This is a genomic window from Microbacterium sp. JZ31, assembly GCF_016805985.1.
Taxonomy (GTDB): domain Bacteria; phylum Actinomycetota; class Actinomycetes; order Actinomycetales; family Microbacteriaceae; genus Microbacterium.
Genome location: NZ_CP017661.1, coordinates 2,364,826 through 2,378,629, shown reverse-complemented (window position 1 = coordinate 2,378,629; position 13,804 = coordinate 2,364,826). Strand labels below are relative to the sequence as shown.

10 protein-coding genes and 1 tRNA gene are annotated in these 13,804 nt (G+C 72.9%); 9 read left to right on the top strand and 2 right to left on the bottom strand.

The features are described from left to right. The first annotated feature begins 4 nt into the window (after window positions 1–4). The gene (locus BJP60_RS11345) at window positions 5–1,813 is read left to right on the top strand and encodes a gamma-glutamyltransferase family protein (protein WP_203135859.1); all 1,809 of its coding nucleotides are present in this window, start codon (window positions 5–7) and stop codon (window positions 1,811–1,813) included. A gap of 222 nt (window positions 1,814–2,035) precedes the next feature. Beyond that, the gene (locus BJP60_RS11340; protein WP_238439650.1) at window positions 2,036–3,436 is read left to right on the top strand and encodes a serine/threonine-protein kinase; all 1,401 of its coding nucleotides are present in this window, start codon (window positions 2,036–2,038) and stop codon (window positions 3,434–3,436) included. A gap of 189 nt (window positions 3,437–3,625) precedes the next feature. Here the strand turns inward: BJP60_RS11340 and BJP60_RS11335 are convergent. After that, window positions 3,626–3,698 (bottom strand) — tRNA-Arg (locus BJP60_RS11335). Window positions 3,699–3,762: 64 nt separating this feature from the next. Further along, window positions 3,763–4,581, bottom strand: a complete 819-nt coding sequence (locus BJP60_RS11330) for an SGNH/GDSL hydrolase family protein (RefSeq protein WP_203135857.1) — start codon at window positions 4,579–4,581, stop codon at window positions 3,763–3,765. A 211-nt stretch (window positions 4,582–4,792) separates the two neighbouring features. Here BJP60_RS11330 and BJP60_RS11325 point away from each other — a divergent pair, with 211 nt between their 5' ends. The 7 genes from BJP60_RS11325 to thrC all read left to right on the top strand — a co-directional run bounded on the left by BJP60_RS11325 (window position 4,793) and on the right by thrC (window position 13,755). Then, window positions 4,793–6,460 (top strand): arginine--tRNA ligase, encoded by a 1,668-nt coding sequence (locus tag BJP60_RS11325; protein ID WP_203135856.1) that lies wholly within the window; start codon window positions 4,793–4,795, stop codon window positions 6,458–6,460. A 53-nt stretch (window positions 6,461–6,513) separates the two neighbouring features. Then, window positions 6,514–7,308: an LmeA family phospholipid-binding protein gene (locus BJP60_RS11320; protein WP_203135855.1), complete on the top strand. Its 795-nt coding sequence runs from the start codon at window positions 6,514–6,516 to the stop codon at window positions 7,306–7,308. A gap of 48 nt (window positions 7,309–7,356) precedes the next feature. Beyond that, window positions 7,357–8,142, top strand: a complete 786-nt coding sequence (locus BJP60_RS11315; protein ID WP_203135854.1) for a hypothetical protein — start codon at window positions 7,357–7,359, stop codon at window positions 8,140–8,142. Between the two features lie 394 nt (window positions 8,143–8,536). After that, window positions 8,537–10,018, top strand: coding sequence for a diaminopimelate decarboxylase (gene lysA, locus BJP60_RS11310; protein WP_203135853.1), 1,482 nt, complete (start codon window positions 8,537–8,539; stop codon window positions 10,016–10,018). Next, entirely contained in the window at window positions 10,015–11,319 is a 1,305-nt protein-coding gene (locus BJP60_RS11305; RefSeq protein WP_203135852.1) for a homoserine dehydrogenase, read from the top strand. Before lysA ends, BJP60_RS11305 begins: the two co-directional genes overlap by 4 nt. Beyond that, on the top strand, window positions 11,316–12,302 hold the full coding sequence (gene thrB, locus BJP60_RS11300; protein WP_238439401.1) for a homoserine kinase: 987 nt from the start codon (window positions 11,316–11,318) through the stop codon (window positions 12,300–12,302). The genes BJP60_RS11305 and thrB overlap by 4 nt, the downstream gene beginning before the upstream one ends. After that, complete coding sequence (gene thrC, locus BJP60_RS11295; protein WP_203135851.1) at window positions 12,292–13,755, top strand: threonine synthase; 1,464 nt, start codon at window positions 12,292–12,294, stop codon at window positions 13,753–13,755. The genes thrB and thrC overlap by 11 nt, the downstream gene beginning before the upstream one ends. Window positions 13,756–13,804: the final 49 nt, after the last annotated feature.

The following is a 13,804-nucleotide window of genomic DNA, read 5'->3' as shown; positions in this document are numbered from 1 at the left end:
GCGCATGAGCTTCATCCCTCCGCCCGCGCACCTGACCCGCCCCGACCTGAAGGGCCGCTTCGGCATGGCGGCGTCGACGCACTGGCTCGCGAGCGCGAGCGCGCAGGCCGTGCTCGAGCGGGGCGGGAACGCGTTCGACGCGGCCGTCGCGGCCGCGTTCGTGCTGCATGTCGTCGAACCTCACCTGAACGGACCCGGCGGCGATCTCACCGCGGTGTTCGCGACCGCGCAGGATCCGTCGCCGGTCGTGCTCATGGGACAGGGACCGGCGCCCGAGGCGGCCACGATCGAGCACTTCCGCGCAGAGGGGCTCGATCTCGTCCCCGGTGCCGGCGCGCTCGCCGCGGCCGTGCCGGGAGCCGTCGACGCGTGGCTCCTGCTGCTGCGCGACCACGGCACGTGGGCCCTCGGCGACGTGCTCGCCTACGCGATCGAGTACGCGGTCGAGGGCCATCCCGTCCTGCGCAACGTGTCCACGACGATCGCGCAGGTGGAGGAGCTGTTCCGCGATCACTGGACGACCTCGGCGGACCGCTGGATGCCGGACGGCCGGATCCCCGAGCCGGACGAGATCGTCTTCGCCCGCACGTACGGCGCGCTGCTGCGGGAGCTCGTGGCGGCGGGCGAGGGGCGCGGTCGCGAGGCGGGCATCGATGCGGCCCGGAAGCGGTGGCGCGAGCGCGTGGGAGCGGCGGTCGAGGACTTCGCGCGCCGGCCGCATCGCCATTCGGACGGCGCCGACCACGCCGGCGTCCTCACGGCGGCGGATGTCGCGGCGTTCGCGGCCACGTACGAGCCCGCCGTGAGCATCGAGTTCCGGGGCCACACGATCGCCAAGACCGGACCCTGGGGACAGGGTCCCGTGCTGCTGCAGGCGCTGCGCATCCTGGACGGCTTCGACGACGCGCACCTGGATCCCGCCACCGAGATCGGCGCGCACACGATCCTCGAGGCGCTCAAGCTCGCGCTCGCCGACCGCGACGCGTGGTACGGCGAGGATGCGGATCCGGATCTGCTCGCGCACCTGCTGTCGGAGGAGTACGCGGCGGGGCGCCGGGCGCTGATCGGCGAGACGGCATCGCGCGAGGTGCGTCCCGGCGTCGAGCCGGGCCGTCCGGCGCCGCACCTGCCGATCCTGCGGGAGAGCTACGATCCCGGCGTCGGCGGGGTGGGGGAGCCGACCGTGCGCGTGGACGGGCTCGAGGTCGACCGGGACGGCGTCACGCGCGGGGACACGTGCCACCTCGACGTCGTCGACCGCTGGGGCAACATCGTCTCGGCGACGCCGTCGGGCGGCTGGCTGCAATCGTCGCCGGAGATCCCCGAGCTCGGCTTCTGCCTCGGGACCCGCCTGCAGATGTCCTGGCTCGACGAGGCGTCGCCGTCCCGGCTTCAGCCGGGGCGGCGGCCGCGCACGACGCTCACGCCCACGCTCGTGCTGCGGGACGGGCGGCCCGTCATGGCGCTCGGATCGCCCGGCGGCGACCAGCAGGACCAGTGGCAGCTGCTGATGCTGCTGCGCGTGCTCGTCGGCGGGTACACGCCCCAGCAGGCGATCGACGCGCCCGCGCTGCACACGACGTCCATGCACGGCTCGTTCTGGCCGCGCACCTGGACGCCCGGCGGCGCCGCGGTGGAGAACCGCCTGGGCGACCACGTGATCGCGGGGCTGGAGGCGCGCGGACACGTCGTCACGCGTGCGGGCGACTGGGCGCTCGGCCGCCTCTCGGCGGTGACGCGCGATCCGGCGACGGGTCTGCTCGGCGCGGCCGCGAACCCGCGCGGCGGGCAGGGCTACGCGGTCGGGCGCTGAGTCGCTGCACCCGGTGCGCCGAGCCTCTGCGTGCGCCGGAGGCCGAGCCGTCGCACGCGTTGCGGCGAGCGCTTGCATGCGGGGCGCTCGTTCGTCAAGCCTTCCGAGGGAAATCGTCGCTCACGGCATCCTTGAGACATGACATCGGCGAGCATCTGCGACGCGGCTTCGGGGGTTCGCCCGTCCGCGGGTGCGCACGCCGATCATGACGGGAGCGGCGATCTGCTGGGGGATCGCTACCGGCTGGAGGAGCTCGTCGGGCAAGGCGGAATGGGTCGGGTCTATCGCGCCACCGATGAGCTTCTCGGCCGTACCGTCGCCATCAAGATCTTCCCTGCCGCGGTGAACAGCGAGGCGGATCGCGCGCGCCGGGCATCCGAGACGCGCCTGCTCGCCTCCCTGAGCCACGGGTCGCTCGTCACGCTCTACGACGCCGTCACGCTCGACAACGGGTCCGGCTACCTCGTGATGGAGTACGTGGACGGCGGCACGCTCGCCGACTGCATCGCCCGCGGGCCGATGGCGCCGCACCACGTGGCCCACATCGCCGTCGACCTGGGCGAGGCACTGCACGCGGTGCACAGCGTCGGCGTGATCCATCGCGACATCAAGCCGCCGAACGTCCTGCTGCGCTCGGCGCTCGGGCGTCCGTTCCACGCGATGCTCGCCGACTTCGGCATCGCCTACCTCGTCGACAGTGCCCGGATGACCACGCCCGGAATGGCCGTCGGCACAGCCGCGTACTTCTCGCCCGAGCAGGCCCGGGGCGCGCAGCCCTCGCCCGCGTCCGACATCTACGCCTTCGGCCTGGTGCTCATCGAGGCGCTCACGGGGCGACGGGCCTTCCCGCAGACCACGCCGATCGAGGCGGCCGTCGCGCGGCTGCACCAGCCGCCCGAGGTGCCCGCGACGTTCGGGTACGGCTGGCGTTCGCTCCTGACCGCGATGACGGCGGTGGATCCGGCGGAGCGGCCGAGTGCGCTGGAGGTCGCCGACCGCGCCCGGGCGCTGGTGACGGACGCCGCGCACGACGATCTGCCCGAGACGACCGAGGCGGCCCTGCCGCTGCCGGCGCCGACGATCGCGGCGCCCCTGTTCGCGGACGAGCCGACGCACGTGGTGCCGCTGGCGCAGCAGTCGCTGCGACCGCGTCACCGCCGCAGCCGCCGCCGCCCCGGCATGCGGACCGGCCTCGCGATCGCCGGAGCGGCCGCGGCCGTCCTCGGCGCGCACATGTGGGTGGGAGCGGCGTTCACCGGTCCCGACGGTGAGACGGACGCGCGGCTGCTCGAGCGCACAGCGATCGAGCGCATCGCGCCGACGCCCCTCGCGGAGCCCGTGGACGCGGAGATCGCCGTCCCGGAGCAGCCGGTGTCGGAGCCGATCGTCGAGCAGGCGACGACGCAGCAGACCTCGCCGCAGCAGACCGCGACGCAGGACGGCGCGACGCAGCCGGCCTCGCAGCAGACCTCGCCGCAGCAGCCGGCGACACAGAACCAGGCCCCCGTCGGATCCTCCAGCAAGGACAAGGGATCCAAGGGTGCCGACAAGGCCCATGGGAATGGGAACGGGAATGGGAGATCCGGCGTGGGGACGCCGGACAACGGGCGCGGCAACGGCTGAGTGCGCGGCCCCTCCTCTGGGACAGGAGGGACGATCCAGCGCCTCGGCAGTGCCGAGCCAGAAGGGCCGCACCGATCCGGTGCGGCCCTTCTTCCGTGAGAGGCACGTCGGCCGCCGTGGAGCCGGCGGGAGAGCCCGTGCAGACGAATCGCGGGCCGCCCCGGAGGGGACGGCCCGCGATGTGTGTTGTGCGCCCGAAGGGATTCGAACCCCCGACACCTGGCACCGGAAGCCAGTGCTCTATCCACTGAGCTACGGGCGCATCTCAACGAGGATATCAGTCGGCGAGGCGTTCACCCGCCGCCAGCAGGGACGGGCGCGCCCGCTCAGGGCAGCGTGGGCGCGACGGCGTCCGGCACGTCCTCGTCCGCGGCCTCGAGCGTGGTGACCGGATCCGTGATCTGCGTGAGTGCATCCGCGAGCCGCTGGGCGAGATACGCGTGACCCGCGACCGAGGGGTGGTCGCGTCCGTAGTCGCTCGTGTCGATCACGCTCGTGTAGTTCTGCGCCGTGATCCAGTCGTCCTGGATCGGCGAGATGTACCACCAGTGGCGGTCGGCGGCCAGCGCCGCGAGGTCCTGGTCGATGCGCGCGGTGGCCGGCTCGACGGGCAGCACCTGCGGTGCCGGGCCCAGCACCACGACGGGCGTGTCCGGATAGATCTCGACGAGCGCGTCCCACGCGGCGTTCACGGCGTCGCGGTATCCGGCCGCCGGTTCACGGCGGTCGTTGATCGAGCCCTGCAGCACGATGAGGTCGTAGCGCGCCGACGGGTCGAGCGCGGCGATGCGCGTCCCATAGTCGGGACGGTCGAGGCCCGGGCGCAGGTAGCCGCTGCCGCGTCCGCCGTCGACGACCGTCCGGGCCTCGAACAGCTCGCCGAGCACATACGCGTAGCCGCGGCGGATGGGCGTGGCCGCGGAGCCGTACGTCCACGAGTCGCCGAAGACGAGGATCTCCGGCTCAGCCGGCAGGCTGATGGCGGGCGGCGTGATCACGGGCGTCTCTGCGGCGGCCTGGTCGGCGGCGGCGGTCGGAGCCGCCCACGGGCGCAGCGCCCCCGCCGCAATGGCCGCGATCACGGCGACGAGCGCGGTGAGGGACAGGGCGACGGCGGTGCGACTGGGACGTGTCACGGACGCCATGCGAAGAAGCGTAGGCGATCGTGCTGGAAGCGTGTCCAGCCGCGTCACGCGACGTTCCCGACCAGCGGTGCAAACATTCACGTCCGGCCCGCCGAGCGGCGCTCCGAGGAAGCGGGGTGATGGGGGCGCAATCGCCTCGAGCGTGTCGGTGTGCCGCCGCCCATCGGCCTGGCGGGTCGGCTTCAGCCATGAGCACTAGCATTGAGGGCCTATGAATCCCGACGCCCTCGCCTCCGCCCTGCTCGCCGTCGTCACGCCCATCGCCGCGCGACGACGCCCCGAGGAGGAGCTCGAGCTGACGGCTGCGGATGTGACGCTGGAGCGTCCGAGGAACCGCGATCACGGCGACTGGGCGACCAATCTCGCGATGAAGCTCGCCAAGCGCCTGGGCACCAACCCGCGCGAGCTCGCGCAGGAGATCGCCGACGGCCTCGCCGAGACGGACGGCGTCGCGAGCGTCGAGATCGCCGGTCCCGGCTTCATCAACATCCGTCTCGAGGCGGGAGCCGCGGGCGCGCTCGCCAAGACGATCGTCGAGGCGGGCGCCGACTACGGCCGCAACGACTCGCAGGCAGGCAACACGATCAACCTCGAGTTCGTCTCCGCGAACCCGACCGGTCCGCTGCACATCGGCCACACCCGCTGGGCGGCGCTCGGCGACAGCATCGGCCGGGTTCTGCAGTTCTCGGGCGCGACGCTCGCCCGGGAGTTCTACATCAACGACGCCGGCGTGCAGATGAACAACTTCGGCGCCTCCGTGCTCGCGGCGATCAAGGGCGAGCCGACTCCTGAGAACGGCTACCCGGGCGAGTACATCGCCCAGCTCGGCCGCCGTGTGCTCGAGGCGCAGCCGGATCTGCTCGATCGCCCCGCCGATGAGCAGCTCACGGTGGCGCGCGATGCGGCGTACGCGCTGCAGCTCGCGGAGATCCAGGAGTCGCTCGCGAAGTTCAACGTGCACTTCGACGTCTGGTTCTCGGAGCGGATCCTGCACGCGAAGGGTGAGGACGGCGGGCCGAGCCTCGTCGACGAGGCGGTCGAGCGCCTGCGCGCGCAGGGCCACGTGTTCGACGAGGACGACGCCGTGTGGGTGCGCACGACCGACTTCGGCGACGACAAGGACCGCGTGATCCGCCGCTCCAACGGCGAGTACACGTACTTCGCCGCGGACGCGGCGTACTACCTGAACAAGGGCGACCGCGGCTTCGCGCACAAGATCTACCTGCTGGGCGCCGACCACCACGGCTACGTGCACCGCCTCAAGGCGCTGGCCGGCGCCGCCGGCGACGACCCGGACAAGGACATCGAGGTGCTGATCGGCCAGCTCGTGTCGGTCAACGGCGCGAAGCTCTCCAAGCGCGCGGGCAACATCATCGAGCTCGACGACCTGCGCGAGTGGCTCGGCACGGATGCGCTGCGCTACTCGCTCGGCCGCTACCCGGCCGATTCGCCGCTGTCGCTGGATCCCGAGCTGCTGCGCAAGCGCACGAACGACAACCCCGTGTTCTACGTGCAGTACGCCCACGCGCGCACGCACAACGTCGGGCGCAACGCGGTGGATGCGGGTGTCGACCGCTCGGAGTTCGCGCCCGAGCTGCTCACGCACGAGACCGAGGCGGCGCTGCTCGGAGCGCTGCAGGAGTTCCCGCGCATCGTCGCCTTCGCGGCCGAGGTGCGCGAGCCGCACCGCGTCGCGCGCTACCTCGAGGAGCTCGCCGGCCTGTACCACCGCTGGTACGACAACTGCCGCGTGACGCCGCTCGGCGACGCGCCCGTGGAGCGCGTGCACCACACGCGCCTGTGGCTGAACGACGCCACGGGGCAGGTGCTGCGCAACGGCCTCGGACTGCTCGGAGTGACCGCGCCCGAGCGCATGTGACCGATCCGACCGGGCGCCGCCCGGGAGAGCCGGACAAGACCGGGGGAGAACCGATGGAGCCTGTCACCGCACGGATGCCGATCCCGCAGGCGGAGGCGCCGCGCCGCCGCCGGGGACGAGGATGGATCGCCCTGGTGGTCGTCCTGATCGTCGTGATCGCACTCGCCGTGGCCGCCGAGTTCGCCGCGCGCGCCGTGGTGCGCGACCAGGTGCGCGAGCGCATCGTGAACGAGCTGGCGCTGCCGGCGGATCATCCGGTGGACGTCGGGCTGGAGGGGATCGTCCTGCTGCAGCTCGCCGCAGGGACGCTGGATGCCGTCCGCGTCTCGAGCGACGACGTGCCGGTGGGCGACATGGCGGTCGACGCGGACGTCGAGCTGACCCGGGTGCCCGTCCGCGACGGTGCCGCCGCGGGACCGGGCACGGGACAGCTGCGGCTCGATCCGGCGACCGTCGAGCAGCTGCTCGCGCAGTCCCCGCTTCCGCAGGTGCTCGCGGGGGCCTCCGTCGCGCTCGCGGAGCCGGAGGTCGTGCTGTCGAACGAGTTCACGGTGCTGGGCTCGCAGGTGCCGGTCGAGCTGGCCGTGACCCCAGGCGCCGCCGACGGCGGACTCGCGCTCACGCCCACCCGCGCCACGCTCGGCGACGCCGAGCTCTCGCTCGACCAGCTCGCCGCCGTGATCGGCATCTCGCCCGAGCCGACGACCGTGTGCATCGCCGACCGGATGCCGGCCGGCATCGCGCTGACCGACGTGTCCGTCGTGGGCGAGCAGCTCGTGGCTGAGGCGTCCATCGCGGAGGGAACGCTCTCCGATCCGGCCCTCCAGCAGCTCGGCAGCTGCGGCTGAGCGCGTCCGGTCTGCGGCCGGCTGCGCCCGCTGGCTAGCATCGGGCGCATGCGGACCAGCACGATGTGGACGGATCAGGATGTGCTCGAGGCCGCGGCCCAGTGGACCTGGGTGCCGGATGGGTCGCGCGTCCGCGACGGCGACCTCACGCTGATCCAGCGCCCCGCGTGGGTGCGGGGACATGTCGCGGTGGAGCGGGTCGCCTCCGACCGGCCCGCCGCCGAGCTCGTCGACGAGGCCTCGGATGTCGCGCGCGCGTGGGGAGACGACGCGCTGGAGTGGGCGGTGCCGGAACGGGATGACGCCGCGATCGCCCGGGAGCTGCGGTCCCGCGGTGCCGAGGTGATCGAGCGGCTCGACGTCCTGGCCCTGCCGCTCGTCGGCGCCTCCGCGCCGCAGGTGCCGGAGGGTGTCGAGGTCCACCGGGTCGAGAGTCGTGCGGACGTGCTCGCGGTCGGCGCGATCAACGCCGCGGTGTGGGACAACGCGCTTCCAGACGACGCGCGCGTGGAGGAGGTGCTCGCCGAGCTGCGCCGGGGGACGGGCTTCCGCGTCGTCGCCTCGCTCGAGCGCCGCCCCGTCTCGACCGGCGGCGTGACGCTCGCGCCGGGGCCGCGCGGCACGGTCGCGCGGCTGTGGGGAGCCGCGACGTTCGAGGACGCGCGTGGCCGGGGCGCGTATCGCGGGGTGCTCGCCGAGCGCCTGCGGCTGTCTGCCGAGGCGGGAGCGACGATCGCGCTCGTGAAGGGGAGGATCGCGACGTCGGCCCCGATCCTGCAGCGCGCCGGCTTCCGCCGCTACGGCGGCGAGCGGCGATTCCGGCTGCCGCTCTGAGGACATCCGCCGCGGGACGATCCCCGTGTGTTCCGCGCCCGCCGGATGCAGGACGCAGGACCTCCGGATCCGACACGCCGCGACACGCCGGACACCCGCCGGCGCGGGCGCATCCGGTCCTGCGTTGTGCAGGGCGAGGGGGAGCGGAGAGGCCCGCGGCTCTGCCGTAGGACGCAATCTGCCAACCCGGATGGAGGAGAGATCCGCAACTGAGGACATCCGGATCCGGAAACGTCCGCAATCCGGCAGATCTCCTTCCGTGCGAGCGCTTGGGCGGTCGTCACGCCGTGTCACCGCGGGTAGGGAGCGCTCACGCGGGTGCCATAGACTCGGGGGCACCCGCGGCGCGTGAGCATCCCGCGCAGGCGGACGTCCCCATCCCCGAAGGTGATCCGTGTCCGACGACGCAGCTGCTCCGCAGGAGAGCAGGGCCCTCGCGCCCGACTGGCTGACTCAGCCCGAAGACCCCAACGACCTGGCTCCGGGGGTGTGGCCCGCGTCCGCGCAGCGTGACGCCGACGGCGCCCTCGTGATCGCCGGGATCCCCGCGCCCGAGCTCGTGGAGAGCTTCGGCACGCCCGTGCTCGTGCTCGACGAGGACGAGGTGCGCTCGCGCGCCCGCGGCGCCGTCGCGGCGTTCGGCGACGCGGCCTCCCGCCATGGCGGCCGCGCCCGGGTGTACTACGCGGGCAAGGCGTTCCTCAGCACGGAGGTCGCCCGCTGGATGATCGACGAGGGCCTGAACATCGACGTGTGCTCGGCGGGAGAGCTCGCCGTCGCGCTCGCGGCGGATGTGCCTCCCGCGCGCATCGGCTTCCACGGCAACAACAAGCGCGTGTTCGAGCTCGAGCGCGCGGTCGAGGCCGGCGTCGGCACGATCATCGTCGACTCCGAGATCGAGATCGAGCGACTCGCCGCGATCACCGAGCGGCTGGATCGCCGACAGGCCGTGCTCATCCGGGTCAACAGCGGCGTGCACGCCGAGACGCACCACTTCCTCGCGACGGCGCACGAGGATCAGAAGTTCGGCTTCACCCTCGAGGCCGCCGAGCGCGCGGCCGAGCGCATCCGCGACCTGCCGCTCGTCGACCTCGTGGGACTGCACTGCCACATCGGCTCCCAGATCTTCGGCACGGCGGGCTTCCGCGAGTCCGCGTCGCGAGTTCTCGAGCTGCACGCGCGTCTGCTCGAGGCCGGCATCCTCCCCGGCGACCCGATCCTGAATCTCGGCGGCGGCTTCGGCATCGCCTACACGCGCGCCGACACGCCGACTCCGATCGCCGAGCTCGCGGACGGCATCGTCGACGCCGTCGCGGACGAGTGCGCCGTGCGCGGGCTCGACCTGCCGGTGCTGGCGTTCGAGCCGGGCCGGTCGATCGTCGGCACCGCCGGCGTCACGCTCTACGAGGTCGGCACGACCAAGTCGGTCGCGGTGGGGGATACGGAGCGCCGCTACGTGAGCGTCGACGGCGGCATGAGCGACAACGCCCGCCCGGCGCTGTACGGCGCGCAGTACTCGGCGCGCCTGGCGTCGCGGGAGGGCGTCGAGGCGCCGGTGCTGAGCCGCGTCGTCGGCCTGCACTGCGAGTCGGGCGACGTCGTCGTCGACCACGAGTACCTGCCCGGGGACGTCACGCCCGGCGACCTGCTCGCCGTGCCTGCCACGGGCGCGTACTGCGCGCCGCTCGCGAGCAACTACAACCACGTGCCGCGTCCGCCCGTCGTCGCGGTGTCGGGCGGGCGTGCCCGGATCATCGTGCGCGGCGAGCGGATCGAGGACCTGCTCGCGCGCGACGCCGGCATCGACGTCGCCGGTTCGTCGGGCCCGCACAGCGACCCCGCGCCCGCCGGGCGCGCCGGAGAGGGAGAAGAATGATCGATCACCGCCGCCTCCGGGTCGCGCTGCTGGGCGCCGGATCCGTCGGATCCCAGGTCGCGAACCTGCTGCTGTCGCAGGCGTCCGAGCTGGCGGAGCGCGCAGGCGCCGATCTCGAGCTCGCGGGCATCGCGGTGCGCGACGTCGACGCGCCGCGCGACATCGAGCTGCCGCGCGAGCTGCTGACCACCGACGCGGAGAGCCTGATCGTCGGGGCGGACATCGTGATCGAGCTGATGGGCGGCATCGAGCCCGCGCGTACGCACATCCTCGCCGCGCTGAACTCGGGCGCGGACGTCGTGACCGGCAACAAGGCGCTGCTCGCGACCCACGGCGCGGAGATCTTCGACGCCGCCGATCAGCTGGGCGCGTCGGTGTCGTACGAGGCGGCGGTCGCCGCGGCGATCCCGATCATCCGCCCCCTGAAGGACTCTCTTGCGGGGGACCGGATCCGCCGGATCTTCGGCATCGTCAACGGCAGCACGAACTTCATCCTCGACAAGATGGACCGCGAGGGGCTGAGCGCCGCGGAGGCCCAGCGGATCGCGACGGACCTCGGCTACCTCGAGGCCGACCCGACCCTCGACCTCGAGGGGTACGACGCCGCGCAGAAGGCCGCGATCCTCGCGAGCCTGGCGTTCCACACGCACGTCTCGCTGGACGACGTGCACCGCGAGGGCATCGAGAACATCACGGCCGACATGATCGACGGCGCCCGCCGCGCGGGCTTCACGATCAAGCTGCTCGCGGTGTGCGAGCGCCTGGAGGAGGACGGCGCCGAGGCGATCTCGGTGCGCGTCTATCCCGCGCTCATCAGCCGCGACCACCCGCTCGCGAGCGTGCACGGCGGCAACAACGCCGTGTTCGTGGAGGCGCAGGCCGCGGGCGACCTGATGTTCTACGGCGCGGGTGCGGGCGGCCTGCAGACGGCCTCGGCCGTGCTGGGCGACGTGGTCTCGGCCGCGCGCCGCCACATCGCGGGCGGCGGCGGCGTGGGGGAGTCGCCGCGGCAGAGCCTGCCGACCGCGCCCATCGGGCGGATCCTCACGCGCTACCAGGTGACCCTCGAGGTCGCGGACGAGCCGGGCGTCCTGGCACGCATCTCCGGCATCGTGAGCGAGGGCGGAGTGTCGGTCGCGACGGTCGAGCAGACGCCGTCGAGCGACGCCGAGGGTCGCGCCCACATCGTGCTCGGCACCCACCGCGCGCGCGAGCAGGCGCTCAGCGACACCGTCGCGCGCCTCGCCGCGAGCGACGTCGTCGAGCGCGTCGTGTCGGTGCTGCGCGTGGAGGGCGAGTGACCGCGCCGGCCGCGCCCGCGAGCGTGGCGGATCGGCGCACGCTGCTCGTCCGCGTCCCCGCGACGAGCGCCAACCTCGGCCCCGGCTTCGACACGCTCGGCCTCGCGCTGAGCGTGTACGACGAGCTCGAGGTCACGGCGCTGCCGGAGGGCGAGCTCGAGGTCGACGTGACGGGCACCGGCGCCGACGAGATCCCGCGCGACGCGTCGCACCTGATCGTGCGCACCATCCGGCACTGCTTCGAGGCCGTGGGACGCACGGCTCCCGGGCTGCGTTTGATCGCGCGCAACGCCATCCCGCATGGCAAGGGGATGGGATCGTCCGGCGCGGCGGTCGCCGCCGGCGTGCTGGCCGCCAAGGGGCTGCTCGGGCGGGAGAGCGGCGGCGACGTCGAGCTGACCGACACCGACCTGCTGCGGCTCGCGACCGAGGTCGAGGGTCATCCCGACAACGTCGCGCCCGCGCTCTTCGGCGGCCTGACGATCGCCTGGACCGAGCACGGCGTGCCCAAGCACAAGAAGCTGCTCGTCCACCGCGGCGTCGCGCCGGTCGTGTTCGTGCCGGATCGCACGATGTCGACCTCCGCCGCGCGCAGCGTGCTGGAGGCCGCGGTGTCGCGCGAGGACGCGGTGTTCAACGTGTCGCGCTCGGCGCTGCTGATCGCCGCTCTCACGCAGAGCCCGGATCTGCTGCTGTCGGCCACCGAGGACAAGCTGCACCAGGCGCAGCGCGCCCAGGCGATGCCCGAGACGTCCGCGCTCGTGAGCGCCCTGCGCGAGCGGGGCTTCGCCGCCGTCGTCTCGGGAGCGGGTCCCAGCGTGCTCGTGCTCGCCGACGGACCGGGGCGGCGTCTCGAGGCCGCCGAGGTGGTCGCGCAGACCGCGACAGGATCGTGGCAGTCGCTGATGCTCGCCGTGGACTTCCTGGGTGGCACCGTGAGGGCCGCCGCCGACGTCGACCTGGAGGTGCCCATTGGCCTCTGACCAGCAGTACATCTCCACGCGCGGCGGCGGGGAGCCGCTGTCCTTCAGCGAGACGCTGATCGAGGGGCTGGCACGCGACGGCGGGCTCGCGGTCCCCGCGAGCATGCCGCATGTCGCGACCGAGACGCTCGAGCGGTGGCGGGCGCTGACGTACCCGCAGCTCGCGACCGAGGTGCTCGCGCTGTTCGCCGGCGACATCCCGCGTGAGGACCTCGCGCGCATGACCGACGCGGCGTACGCGCCGTTCCCGGCGGAGGTCGTGCCGCTGCGCCAGATCGGCGACGGGCTCACGCTCGTGGGCCTGTCGGAGGGGCCGACGCTCGCGTTCAAGGACATGGCGATGCAGTTCCTCGGTCAGGTGCTCGAGTACGCGCTCGAGCGATCGGGCTCGGTGCTCAACGTGCTCGGCGCGACCTCGGGGGACACCGGATCCGCCGCGGAGCACGCCCTGCGCGGCAAGGACCGCATCGCGGTGTTCATGCTGTCGCCCCGCGGCCGGATGAGCGCTTTCCAGCGCGCGCAGATGTTCTCGCTCGACGACGCGAACGTGCACAACATCGCGGTCGACGGCGTGTTCGACGACTGCCAGAACCTCGTCAAGCGGCTCGCCGGCGACGTGGAGTTCAAGCGCGCCCACAATCTCGGCGCGGTCAACTCCATCAACCTCGCGCGCATCACGGCGCAGGTCGTCTACTACTTCTGGGCGTGGCTGCGCGCGACCGACGCGGGCGGGGCGACCGAGGTGTCGTTCACGGTGCCGTCCGGCAACTTCGGCAACATCCTGTCCGGCTTCTACGCCAAGCGGATGGGCCTGCCGATCCGCCGGCTCGTGCTCGCGACCAACGAGAACAACGTGCTCGACGAGTTCTTCCGCACGGGCGTGTACCGGCCCCGCACCGCCGCCGAGACGCTCGCCACGTCGAGCCCGTCCATGGACATCTCGAAGGCGTCGAACCTCGAGCGCTTCATCTTCGAGCTCGTCGACCGCGATCCCGCCCGGGTGAACACGGCCTGGCACGAGCTCGACGCGCAGGGCTTCTTCGACTTCACGGCCGAGCAGCCGCGCTTCGCGGACGAGTTCGGTCTGGTGAGCGGCACGTCGACGCATGCGGACCGGATCGAGACCATCCGCTCGGTGCACGCCGGGACCGGCGAGATCATCGATCCGCACACCGCGGACGGCGTGAAGGTCGCGCGGGAGCACGTCGAGCCCGGCGTGCCCATGCTCGTGCTCGAGACGGCGAAGCCGCAGAAGTTCGCGGACATGATCCGCGAGGCACTGGGCGTCGAGCTCGAGTACGCGCCCGAGCTGCAGGCGATGCTGGACGCGCCGCAGCACGTGACCGACATGGCCGACGACGCGGACGCCCTGCGCGCCTACATCGCGGCCGCCGCCCTCCGAGGTGCTACAGTTGGTCACAGCCCGGTGGGTGCCGATCGGCACGAATCTTGACCACCGGCTCGCAATCTGCGAAGCCCCGCACAGGTCCCCGACCAGCTTT